The sequence below is a fragment of the Oryzisolibacter propanilivorax genome, assembly GCF_900103645.1.
Classification (GTDB): Bacteria; Pseudomonadota; Gammaproteobacteria; order Burkholderiales; family Burkholderiaceae_C; genus Melaminivora; species Melaminivora propanilivorax.
Genome location: NZ_FNHP01000003.1, coordinates 22,365 through 33,888 on the forward strand (window position 1 = coordinate 22,365; position 11,524 = coordinate 33,888).

The window sequence follows — 11,524 nt, forward strand, 5'->3', positions numbered from 1 at the left end:
TTGCGCCGCCACGGCCCTTTTTTCGATTGTGAGGAGGCGGCGCACCCATGTCCGATCTCTTGCCCCAACTGCTACAGCAGCTCTTCAACGGCCTGTCCCTGGGCGCCATCTACGCCCTGATCGCCATCGGCTACACCATGGTCTACGGCATCATCGGGATGATCAACTTCGCCCACGGCGAGGTGTACATGATCGGCGCCTACATCGGCCTGGTCACGCTCTCGGCCATCGGCGTGCAAAGCGGCCTGCCGGTGTGGGCCATCATTGCCATCATGCTGATCGTCTCGGTGGTCATCACCGGGGTGTACGGCTTCGTGGTCGAGCAGGTGGCGTACAAGCCGCTGCGCGGCAGCCCCCGGCTGGTGGCGCTGATCTCGGCCATCGGCATGTCGATCTTCCTGCAGAACTGGGTGGCGCTGGGCCAAGGCGCGCGCGACATGGCCGTGCCCTCGCTGATCCCCGGCGCCTTCCGCTTCGGCCTGGGCGCCGAGGGCGGCTTCGAGGTCTATGTGCCCTACTCGCGCATCCTGATCATCGTCGTGGCGGTGGCGCTGATGGCGCTGCTCACGGTGTACATCAAGCACTCGCGCATGGGCCGCGCCTCGCGCGCCTGCTCGCAGGACATGCACATGGCCAACCTGCTGGGCATCGACACCAACCGGGTGATCTCCTTCACCTTCATCCTGGGCGCCGTGCTGGCGGCCGTGGGCGGGGTGCTGATCGCGCTGGCGGTGGGCAAGCTCAACCCGTTCATCGGCTTCATCGCCGGCATCAAGGCCTTCACCGCCGCGGTGCTGGGCGGCATCGGCAGCATTCCGGGCGCGATGCTGGGCGGCGTGATCCTGGGCGTGGCCGAAACCTTCGCCGCCGCCTACATCTCGTCGGAATACAAGGACATCGTGGCCTTCGGCCTGCTGGTGCTGATCCTGCTATTCCGCCCCACCGGCCTGCTGGGCAAACCTGAAGTGGAGAAAGTGTGATGAGCGCCGCCGCCACCCTGCCGCGCGGCGCAGCTGCCGCCGCCGTGCCGTTTTCCATCCACCTGCGCCATGCCTTCGTGTCCGCGTTCCTCGCGGCCATCGTGGTGCTGCCGATCTTCACCCTACACCTGGAGCGCGCCGGCGTGCGCACCATCATCGTGCCCGAGTGGCGCACGCTGCTGTGGGGCTGCCTGGCGGTGTTCGTGGTGCAGTTGCTGCGCCCGATGCTGCTGCCGCGCCTGCCGCGCCTGGCCCTGCCGCGCATCCCGCAGGTGGCCCCCAGCCACCACCGGGTGCTGCTGCTGGCCGCGCTGATGATCGCCGTCATCTGGCCGTTTTTCGCCGGCCGCAACGCGGTGGACATTGCCACCCTGGCGATGATCTACGTGATGCTCGGCCTGGGCCTGAACGTCGTGGTCGGCTTCGCCGGCCTGCTCGACCTGGGCTTCGTCGGCTTCTACGCCGTGGGCGCCTACACCTTCGCGTTGCTGCACCACTGGACCGGCTGGAGCTTCTGGCAGGCGCTGCCGCTGGCCGGGGCATGTTCCGCGCTGTTCGGCTTCGTGCTGGGCTTTCCGGTGTTGCGCCTGCGCGGCGACTACCTGGCCATCGTGACCCTGGGCTTCGGCGAGATCATCCGCCTGCTGCTGGTCAACCTCACGGACTGGACGGGCGGGCCGGACGGCATCTCGGGGCTCCCGAAGCCCAGCGTGTTCGGGCTGGAGATGGCGCGCAGCCCCAGCACCGAGGGCGGCACCACCTTCCACCAGTTCTTCGGGCTGGAGTTCAACTCCATGCACATGGTGATCTTCCTGTACCTGATGGCGCTGCTGCTGGCCATGGTGACGCTGTTCATCAGCAACCGGCTGATCCGCATGCCCATCGGCCGTGCCTGGGAGGCGCTGCGCGAGGACGAGATCGCCTGCCGCTCGCTGGGCCTGAACCCGATGAAGATCAAGCTCTCGGCCTTCACGCTGGGCGCCATGTTCGCGGGCTTCGGCGGCGCGTTTTTCGCGGCGCGCCAAGGCATCGTCAACCCTGAGTCGTTCACCTTCATCGAGTCCGCGCTGATCCTGGCCATCGTCGTGCTGGGCGGCATGGGCTCGCAGCTCGGGGTGATCATCGCCGCCATCCTGCTCACGGTGCTGCCCGAGGTGGCACGCGAGTTCTCCGAGTACCGCATGCTGATCTTCGGCCTGGTCATGATCGTCATGATGATCTGGCGCCCACAGGGCCTGCTGCCCATGAAGCGCCACCACGTGGAGGTGCCGGCATGAGCAGCAGCACCCCCATGACCGCAACCCGCATCGCCGCCACGGCGGCCGGCAGCGCCGCGCCCATCCTGCAGGTGGATGGCCTGTGCATGCGCTTCGGCGGCCTGCTGGCGGTGGACCACGTCGGCTTCGACGTGGCGCCGCAGGAGATCTTCGCCATCATCGGCCCGAACGGCGCCGGCAAGACCACGGTGTTCAACTGCATCAGCGGCTTCTACCAGCCCAGCGAGGGCCAGATCCTGCTGGGCGGCGCCAGCATCGCCGGGCACAGCAGCCACCAGGTCGCCAACCAGGGCGTGGTCCGCACCTTCCAGAACGTGCGCCTGTTCAAGGCCATGACGGCGCTGGAGAACCTGCTGGTGGCCCAGCACCGCCAGTCGCGCGCGCCGCTGCTGGCCGGCATCTTCAACACCACCAGCTACCGCAAAAGCGAGGCCGACAAGATCGAGCGCGCCCTGAAGTGGCTGGACATCATGGGCCTGCGCGAGTTCGCCAACCGCGAGGCCGGCAACTTGGCCTACGGGCACCAAAGGCGCCTGGAGATCGCCCGCTGCATGATCACCGGCCCGCGCCTGCTGATGCTGGACGAGCCCGCCGCCGGCCTGAACCCGCAGGAGAAAAAAGACCTGCAGCAGCTCATCGACCAGCTGCGCCGCGAGCACGGCGTGACGGTGCTGCTGATCGAGCACGACATGGGCCTGGTGATGGGCGTGTCCGAGCGCATCCTGGTCATGGAATACGGCAAGCCCATCGCGCTGGGCGTGCCCGAGGCCATCCGCAACGACGAACGGGTCATCAAGGCCTACCTGGGAGAGGCTTGATGACGGCCCCGACGATCCATACGACCGCCACCACGCCCATGCTGCAGGTGCAGGGCCTGTTCACCCACTACGGCGCCATCTGTGCCGTGGACAACGCCAGCCTGCACGTGAACCAGGGGGAAATCGTCTCGCTGATCGGCTCCAACGGCGCGGGCAAGACCTCGCTCTTGATGACCCTATGCGGCACGCCGCGCGCCAGCGGCGGCAGCGTGCTGTTCGAGGGCGAGGACATCACCCTGGCGCCCACGCACTTGATCATGCGCAAGGGCATCGCCGTCTCGCCCGAGGGGCGGCGCGTGTTCCCGCAGCTCACCGTGGTCGAGAACCTGAAGATGGGCGGGTTCTTCCTGGACAAGGACGAGATCGAGGCGGGTATGGAGCACGTCTTCCACCTGTTCCCGCGCCTGAAGGACCGGTCCAGCCAGCGCGCCGGCACCATGAGCGGCGGCGAGCAGCAGATGCTGGCCATCGGCCGCGCCCTGATGAGCCGCCCGCGCCTGCTGCTGCTGGACGAGCCCACGCTGGGTCTGGCGCCGCTGATCATTGCGCAGATCTTCGAGATCATTCAGGCGATCCGCGCCGAGGGCGTCACGGTGTTCCTGGTCGAGCAGAACGCCAACCGGGCGCTGGCCATTGCCGACCGCGGGTATGTTCTGGAGAACGGGCGGGTGGTGCTGCACGACACCGGCACGGCGCTGCTGGCCAATGCGGAAGTGAGAAAAGCCTACCTGGGAGGTTGAGTCCGAACCTGCGGACACCCTTGCCGGAATTGTGTGTGCCGACGGGCATGGCGATCGTCCGCCATGCCCATCGGCACGGTGTGGCCCAGCTGCTGCGGCCCACAGGCGCAGCAGGCCGACGCGGCGAAATGTAAGCGCCGATCGGCAAATGTCGCGCACCGGAGGCAGAAACAGCCCCTGACTAACCCCGATGACCCGGGCACCGCTGTCCGTGCACCGGCACATCATCGCACTTGGCGGATTCGCCGGCCGCCTGTCCCTTGTCGCCTGGAACTCTGCATTTTTCATAAGCCTGGCTGTGTGCCTGTGAAGGCGCCATCAACGGGCTGGGCGGTGACCTGAACAAGTTCGGCGCGGCAGTCAGCCCCGTCGCCCCTGGTTCAGGGCCCCATGACTTCGGCCGGTACTGCGCCGTCGCATGGCCAGACCCCCAGAAAACCCGCGAATGATAAATTTAGATACATTTTTTCTCGCTTGAGCCTTGGCCCTCTGCGCCGGCACTTCTGGATAAGCACCTGTTTCCTTCCAAAAAATTAACTGTGCTGCGACGTATCACTTATTCAGGGGCAGTCATCCGCCTCGTTTGATTTTCCACTGCGCATTGTTTTCGCCCACAGCCACCGTCGCTGGGCAGAAGCGGTGCGCTTGTTGCCGTTCCTCTACAAGGCAACCGCCCGAACTAGTTCAAAAGGACGATGTTCCAGGCCTTCCCGCACTTGAACAATAATTCTTCAGGTCAACCCTGAATTAATCGATTTTGTTGGACAGCGCATGCGGGACTTGACACGAAGCAAAATCCCGATAGCGCTCCACAAAAATGGTGAATTTTCAACAGGAGCTGCAATGGAGACAAAATCAACCACCCACGCATGGGTCGTGCTTGCCACGGCCGCGCTGATGCATGCGGTCGCTTTCGCCAAGGCCACCCCCGAAGAGATCGACAAGCTAGGAAAGTCCCTGACCTGCATGGGCGCTGACAAGGCGGGGACCGCCAGCGGTGTCCCCGAGTACACGGGCAAATGGCTGGGTACGCCGCCTGGCATCCAGTACACCCCCCACGCAGGCCAGCACCCTGTCGATCCCTATGCAGTCGAAACCGCGCTTTTCGCCATCACCGCGGAAAACATGTCCAAATATGCCAAATATCTGACGGAAGGTCAGAAGGCCATGTTTGCCCGATATCCGGCGACTTTCCGTATTCCCCTTTATCCGGGACACCGAGATTTCCGGTACCCCGATTTCGTTTGTGCCTCCGTAAAAACCAACGCCCAAAATGCCGTCGTCGGCGCGGATGGCATGAGCGTTGAAAATGCGGTCAAAGGGGGCATCCCGTTTCCCTTTCCCAAGAGCGGGATCGAGCTGGCATTCAACAACCTCATTCCCTTTCGCGCTTTCACCGAACACACGCTGCGTGACAACGCCTACGTCATGCAAAACGGATCGATCGTTTTCGGCCGCGCAGAAAACCGCGGCATGAGCATGGTGAATGCCCCGGATGTGGCGGGCAAGCCGCTGGAGGGCACCATGGCCCGGGGAATGAACATGGTGAAACTACCGGAACGCGAAAAAGGCGGTGTCACGGTCAGCATGGAACCCCTCAATTTCTCCAAGGACAAACGACTGGGCTGGAGCTATGACCCCGGCACCAGGCGCGTGCGCCAAATTCCGGAATACGGCTTCGACCAACCCATGGGAGGTGGTGTAGGCGCCAAGATGACCATCGATTCCGACCGGCTCTTCAATGGCTCACCCGAGCGCTATAACTGGAAAATCCTAGGCAAGAAGGAATTATTTATTCCAGCCAATGCATACAAGATTCACGAAAATACGGTCAAATATGCCGACCTGCTCAAGCCCGAACACGCCAACCCCGATTACATGCGCTATGAACTGCGTCGCGTGTGGGTGCTAGAGGCAAGCTTGAAGGAAGGTTACCGCCATCTCTACGGCAAGCGTATGCTGTTTATCGACGAAGACACCGGCCATGCCGTGATGTCCGATCTCTATGATACCCGGGGCCAACTGTGGCAGCATGCGCTGGTCAATTATTATTATGCATTTGATACCAATGGGTGGCACTCTGGCACAAGCTTCTACTATGACCTCAATGCCGGAGGGTATGTCGCCTACAACTTGTTCCAAGAGCGCCCCAAAGGACCCGTGCTGAACAAGGGCGACCTCAACCCCTCCATGTTCACGCCCGAGGCCGCGCGCAATACGGGCACCTGACCGACCTGTTTTTCTGATTCAACCATGGCCTGGAAAAAATTCTTTGGGGGATTTTCCATTCAAAACCCTCCCCAAGGCTCCAACGAAATTTATTTGCATGCATAAAATCTCAAAATTGGGAAAGAAAGCCCTCATTGCCGCAGCCGCGCTGGTTTTGACCGCAGGTGCTGCCTCCGCCCAGTCGGCACCCGCCAGCCCCTCGAACGCTCCAGAACTCGACAAGCTGATTCGCGAGGCCATGCTGTATGCCTATCCTTACCAGGAATTCATGAAAATGCGTCATGAAGCCCTGGAGGTGAAGGATTCGGCCACAGCCACCACGCTCAACCACTTCCGCCATGCCCGCCACCTTGCGACTCCGCAGGATCGCTGGGCCAACGCCCCCATCCGGGATACGTTCTATTCAACCGGCTGGCTGGATGTGGGCCATGCCCCGGTGGTGCTCTCCGTTCCCGAGACCCAGGGCCGCTATTACGTGGTGGCCATGATCGGCGCAGACCTGAACACGTTCGCTTATGTGGGCAGCCGCCTTGGGGGAACGTCGGCGCGCAAGATCGCCGTGGTGGGTCCGCAATGGAACGGGGCCGTTCCCCAGGCGGACCAGATCGTGCGCGCTCCAACGCGCGACGTGTACCTCAATCTGCGCGTGCTGGTGCGAGACGAGGCCGACCTGCCAGCGGCGCATGCGGTGCAGGACGGTTTTCAGATCCAGGGCGCTTCGCCCCAGGCCCAGGACGGTCCGCGCATCCTGCCCCGCCCCCAGGACTGGGGCCGGTTTGTGGACGTGGTCAATGAGTCCCTGGTGCGCAATCCGCCGCCGGGATCGGAGCAAACCTTGCTGCAGCGGTTTGCCCAGGTGGGCATTTGCGGCCAAAGCTGTTCCTGGGACCGGCTGCCACCGGCCGTGCAGCAGCGCTGGCTGGCGCTGGCGCCGGAAATTGAGAAAACCGAACTCAAGTCACGGCTGAATGCCGAGCGCAAGTCGGCGGCCTCACAGCGGCGCAACGGCTGGCTGCCCTACCGCCTGCCGGACGGCTTCGGCACCGACTACCTGACGCGCGCGGCATCCGCCGCCATGGCGGGCGGCATTCTGGGCCTGGAAGCTGCGGAAGCCACCTATTTCTTCGGCAGCGTAGACGGCAACAACCAAGCCCTGGGCAATGGCAACCGCTATCGCCTCAGACTGCCCCAAGGCCGGCTGCCTGCCGATGCTTTCTGGTCCATTGCGCTGTACGAGTTTGTGGAAAACGGCCGCCAGTTCCTGTTGGACAACCCCCTACATCGCTACGCCATCACCGATCGCACCCCCGGGCTGACCTTCAATGCAGACGGCAGCCTGGAGATCTGGCTGCAGCCCCAGGATCCAGGGGCCGACAAACGGGCCAACTGGCTGCCTACGCCCGCCAAGAACCGGTTCCTTCTGGTGGCCCGCGCCTACCAGCCCTGGCCGGAAATGTTGGACCCCAGCTGGGTGATGGAGCCGGTCGAGTTGATCCAGCCCGACTGAGGCTGAAGGCCCTCACCGCACCCGGCCTGTCCGTGCAGACAGGCCGGTGTGGAGCGGATACGCCCAAGCCACGCGGACGCGTGTCCTCAAGGCAGCAAATCCAGCGCATGCATGTAGGCCGGCTGCACCATCAAGTCGTCCCATGCCTGCGGGACGGTTTCAGGCAGCAGTGCTAGCCGTCGCTGCTCGCTGGCCTCACTCGGCTGCCAGCGTCCCGCACCGCGCGCCGTGTCCAGCCCCTCGATCAGCCCATCCACCGCCCGGCCCTCGCCCAAGCTCTGGTTGCACAGCAGCACCAGATCGCACCCGGCGTTCAAGGCCGCCACCGCCGCGTCGGTATAGCTGACCACCTGCCCGTTCAGCCGGCGTGCGCCTTCCATGCTCAGGTCGTCGCTGAAGATGGCGCCGTCGAAGCGCAGGCGGCCGCGCAGGATGTCCTGCAGCCACTTGCTCGAAAACCCCGCCGGGCGCTGGTCGACTTTCGGGTAGATGACATGCGCCGGCATGACGCTGGTCAGCACGCTGGACAGCCAGCCGTACGGCGCGGCATCGTCGTGCAGGATGGCCGTCAGGCCGCGCCGGTCCACCGGCACCTCGGTGTGCGAATCGGCCGCCACGTACCCGTGCCCGGGAAAGTGCTTGCCGCAGTTGGCCATGCCGGCTTGCAGCAGGCCGTGCATCAGCGCGCGCGACAGCATGGCCACCACACGCGGGTCGTGGTGGAAGGCGCGGTCGCCGATGACGCTGCTGCGGGACGCCCCGCTTATCCCTTCCTCGTCGCGCCAGTCCAGGTCCAGCACGGGCGTGAAGGAAAAGTCCACGCCGCAGGCGCGCAGCTCGCTGGCCAGCACGTAGCCGGCCGCCGTGGCGGCGTCCATGGCGCGCAGGGCGCCGCTGCCCTGGCGCTGCTTCACTCCCATGCCGTCGTCCATCCATAGCTCGCCGAAGGCCCGCATCGGCGGCAGCTGGGTGAAGCCATCGGTGCGGAAGCGCTGCACGCGCCCGCCTTCGTGGTCCACGCAGATCAGCAGGTCATCGCGCACGGCCTTGATAGCGGCGCACAGCTCCAGCAACTGCACACGGTGCTGCCAGTTGCGCGCGAACAGGATCACGCCGCCGACCAGCGGGTGCGCCAAGCGGCGGTGGTCGTCCTGCGATAGGCTAGTGCCGGCCACGTCAATGATCAGGGGGGCATGTGCGGTCATATTGCTTCTTGCTCTCAATTATGTAGCTCTAGGCCCTTGAAATATATGGGCCGCGGCCGGTTTTGGCATGAAATCCTGCAGGGGCGACGCGCGCCATGTGGCATCCGAGCGTTGTCGGTGCGCTGCCCGGACCTGCGGGATTGTGCAGGCTTTGTAGGTGCCTGCCTGACTTGGATACGCGGCATCGGCCCTGGCAGGTGGCGCGGGCGGCGACGTAACCTGCAGTTGTCGCACAGGCTTCCATCGCAGTGCGCATCCCATCCACTCACAACACCCAAAGGAATTTTTATGAACACCGACCAGATCAAGGGCGCCGCCAAGGAAGTTGCCGGCAAGGTGCAGCAAAAGACCGGCGAGGTCATCAACAGCCCAGAGCAGCAGGCCAAGGGCGCTGCCCGCCAGGTGGAAGGCAACGTGCAGAAGAATTACGGCGATGCCAAGGAAAACATCAAGGACGCGACACGCTGACGCGCCTTGGTGGCCCGGTAGGTGAATGAAGGCTGACGCCCCCATTTCCTGCTGGACCATTGCAGTCTGCAAAGCCCCGCTGCCCACTGGCAGCGGGGCTTTGTCGTTGCTGGCTGCACGTGGAGCAAGTGGGCCGCGGTCAGGTGTGCTCGACCACGCAGAAGGTGGCGGCGTAGTCAGTCTCGTCGCTGACGCTCAGGTGACAGCGCAGGCCGCGTGCGGCGAACCACTCGGCCAGCGCGCCGTGCAGCACGATGGTCGGCTGGCCGCTGTCCAGGTTGGCGACTTCGCAGTCGCGCCAGGTCATGGGCATGTGCAGCCCCAGGCCGATGGCCTTGCTAAAGGCCTCCTTGGCGGAAAAGCGCGTGGCCAGGTAGCGCACGCCGCGCTCGGGCCAGCGGGCACTGCGCGCGCGCCAAGTGGCCAGTTCAGCGTCGGACAACACGCGCTCAGCGAAACGGTCGCCGTGGCGCGACAGGCTGTCGCGGATGCGGCGCACGTCACAGATGTCGTTGCCAATGCCGTAGATCATGGTTTCATAGCCAAATCGGTGCTTGGCCCATATGCATCAATGGCTGCCAGCTATTGAATCAGGAGCGCTGCGCCATGCCGGCGTCGATGCAGTGCTGGTAGGCCAGCACGGCGCCGGCGTAGCCCAGCTCCAGGGCGTCGGCCATGAAGGCGTGGCCGATGGAGACCTCCAGCAGCCCCGGCACGCGGGCGACGAAAGCCGCCAAGTTGTCTTGGTTCAGGTCGTGCCCGGCGTTCACGCCCAAGCCGGCGTCCAGGGCGGCCTGCGCAGCTGCCGTGTAGCGCGCCAGTTGCGCCTCCTGCTCGGGGGTGCCCCAGGCGGCGGCATAGGGCTCGGTATAAAGCTCGACGCGGTCGGCGCCCACGTCGCGCGCGGCCTGCATCTGCTCAGGAATCGGGTCCATGAACAAGCTGACGCGCACGCCCAAGCTATGGCACTCGGCGATGAGCGGCGCCAGGCGCGCGGCGTCCTGCGGGAACGTCCAGCCGTGGTCGCTGGTGAACTGGTCTTCGCTGTCGGGCACGAAGGTGGCCTGGGCCGGGCGCACGGCGCGGATGAAGTCCATCAGGTTCTGCGTCGGGTTGCCCTCGATGTTGTATTCGCGGCCCGGCCAGTCGGCGGCGAGCAACTGCGCCAGCTCGTACACGTCGTGCGCGCGCACGTGCCGGCCGTCGGGGCGCGGGTGCACGGTGATGCCTTGGGCGCCGGCCTGCAGGCACAGCTGCGCGGCGCGGGTCACGCTGGGGATGCCCAGGTGGCGCGTGTTGCGCACCAGGGCGACCTTGTTGACGTTGACGGACAGGGCGGTGCGCGGGTGGGCAGAGGCAGCGGCGGCGGTCATAGGTTTTGCAGGTCCATCATCAGCTGGCGGGTGCGCAGCAGCGGGGCGCCGCAATGGTATTGCAGCAGCGCGCGCAGCTGGCCCTTGAGTTCGGCGGCCACCGGGGCGCTGGCACGCAGCACGGCGGGGTACGGCCCTTCGGGCGTGGCGTCGCCCGCCTCCAGCGCCTGCCGCAACTGCTGCCACTGTGCGCCGGTCAGGGTGCTGCGCTCGGCAGCGCCGGCGGCGCGCAGGCCGCCCTCGGCCACCAGGGTGTAGGGCGCCTGGGGCTGCAGCGGTGCCAGCGTGGCGGTCTCCTGGTCCAGCGCGGGCAGCAGGCCGACGGCACGCAGCAGAAGCAGCTCGAAGGCGCGCAGCACCGGCTCCAGCGCGTCGGCCTGCACGCCGCCGCCCAGCACGCGCACCACGCCGGCGTACAGGTCGAACAACGCGGCGTGCGGGTCCTCCCGCGCCAACAGGCGCATCAGGAGCTCGTTCAGGTACAGCCCGGCCAGCAGCGCGTCACCCGCGGGCATGACATGGCCGCCAGCCCACTCGGCGCCGCGCAGCGGGTGGATGTCGCCCTGCCCCCTCGTGACGCCGTAGGCCACGCGCAGCGGCTGCAGGGGCAGCAGCACCGGGCGGAAGTTCGAGGTCGGCTTCTTCGCGCCGCGCGCGACCAGCGCCACCCGGCCGTGGTGGCGTGTGAACGCCTCCAGGATCAGACTGGACTCGCTCCAGTCGTAGCTGTGCAGGATGTAGGCAGGCTCGTCAGAGATGCGGCGGGTGGCCATGACGCTATGGTATCAATAGCTGGAAGCCTGGGTGGAATATGGGCTTGAGGCCGATTTGGCTGATATTTTTAAGAAGGCAGCCGATGGAGATGTGTGGCGCTGGCGCAGCGCCCTCACCCCTGCCCTCTCCCCACGGGGAGAGGGAGTAAGAGCG

The 11,524-nt window shown here is 65.3% G+C and carries 11 protein-coding genes; 7 read left to right on the plus strand and 4 right to left on the minus strand.

Going from position 1 to position 11,524, the window contains the following annotated elements; genetic code table 11:
• The first annotated feature begins 47 nt into the window (after positions 1 to 47).
• The 6 genes from livH (at position 48) to BLQ61_RS05625 (ending at position 7,551) form a co-directional block, all read left to right on the plus strand.
• Positions 48 to 980 carry a high-affinity branched-chain amino acid ABC transporter permease LivH gene (gene livH / locus BLQ61_RS05600; RefSeq protein ID WP_091567626.1) on the plus strand — a complete coding sequence of 311 codons (933 nt, stop codon included), beginning with the start codon at positions 48 to 50 and terminating at the stop codon, positions 978 to 980.
• Entirely contained in the window at positions 980 to 2,257 is a 1,278-nt protein-coding gene (locus BLQ61_RS05605) for a high-affinity branched-chain amino acid ABC transporter permease LivM (protein ID WP_091567629.1), read from the plus strand. The genes livH and BLQ61_RS05605 overlap by 1 nt, the downstream gene beginning before the upstream one ends.
• Before the next feature lie 14 nt (positions 2,258 to 2,271).
• Positions 2,272 to 3,075 carry a high-affinity branched-chain amino acid ABC transporter ATP-binding protein LivG gene (gene livG, locus BLQ61_RS05610; RefSeq protein WP_091568584.1) on the plus strand — a complete coding sequence of 268 codons (804 nt, stop codon included), beginning with the start codon at positions 2,272 to 2,274 and terminating at the stop codon, positions 3,073 to 3,075.
• A 38-nt stretch (positions 3,076 to 3,113) separates the two neighbouring features.
• Positions 3,114 to 3,815, plus strand: coding sequence for an ABC transporter ATP-binding protein (locus tag BLQ61_RS05615; protein WP_091568586.1), 702 nt, complete (start codon positions 3,114 to 3,116; stop codon positions 3,813 to 3,815).
• An 897-nt stretch (positions 3,816 to 4,712) separates the two neighbouring features.
• On the plus strand, positions 4,713 to 6,044 hold the full coding sequence (locus BLQ61_RS05620) for a DUF1329 domain-containing protein (protein WP_245703898.1): 1,332 nt from the start codon (positions 4,713 to 4,715) through the stop codon (positions 6,042 to 6,044).
• A gap of 97 nt (positions 6,045 to 6,141) precedes the next feature.
• Positions 6,142 to 7,551, plus strand: a complete 1,410-nt coding sequence (locus tag BLQ61_RS05625; protein ID WP_091567635.1) for a DUF1254 domain-containing protein — start codon at positions 6,142 to 6,144, stop codon at positions 7,549 to 7,551.
• Between the two features lie 86 nt (positions 7,552 to 7,637).
• Here BLQ61_RS05625 and nagZ read toward each other — a convergent pair whose 3' ends face one another.
• Positions 7,638 to 8,756, minus strand: coding sequence for a beta-N-acetylhexosaminidase (nagZ, locus tag BLQ61_RS05630; RefSeq protein ID WP_091567637.1), 1,119 nt, complete (start codon positions 8,754 to 8,756; stop codon positions 7,638 to 7,640).
• A 288-nt stretch (positions 8,757 to 9,044) separates the two neighbouring features.
• On the opposite strand from nagZ, the gene BLQ61_RS05635 reads away from it, so the two are divergent.
• Entirely contained in the window at positions 9,045 to 9,224 is a 180-nt protein-coding gene (locus BLQ61_RS05635; protein WP_091567640.1) for a CsbD family protein, read from the plus strand.
• Positions 9,225 to 9,363: 139 nt separating this feature from the next.
• Here BLQ61_RS05635 and acpS read toward each other — a convergent pair whose 3' ends face one another.
• Genes acpS through recO form a run of 3 tightly spaced genes read right to left on the minus strand, consistent with a single transcriptional unit; the run spans position 9,364 to position 11,370 of the window.
• Complete coding sequence (acpS, locus tag BLQ61_RS05640; protein WP_091567642.1) at positions 9,364 to 9,756, minus strand: holo-ACP synthase; 393 nt, start codon at positions 9,754 to 9,756, stop codon at positions 9,364 to 9,366.
• Positions 9,757 to 9,814: 58 nt separating this feature from the next.
• Positions 9,815 to 10,597 carry a pyridoxine 5'-phosphate synthase gene (locus tag BLQ61_RS05645; RefSeq protein WP_091567645.1) on the minus strand — a complete coding sequence of 261 codons (783 nt, stop codon included), beginning with the start codon at positions 10,595 to 10,597 and terminating at the stop codon, positions 9,815 to 9,817.
• On the minus strand, positions 10,594 to 11,370 hold the full coding sequence (gene recO / locus BLQ61_RS05650; RefSeq protein WP_091567647.1) for a DNA repair protein RecO: 777 nt from the start codon (positions 11,368 to 11,370) through the stop codon (positions 10,594 to 10,596). The genes BLQ61_RS05645 and recO overlap by 4 nt, the downstream gene beginning before the upstream one ends.
• Positions 11,371 to 11,524 lie beyond the last annotated feature (154 nt).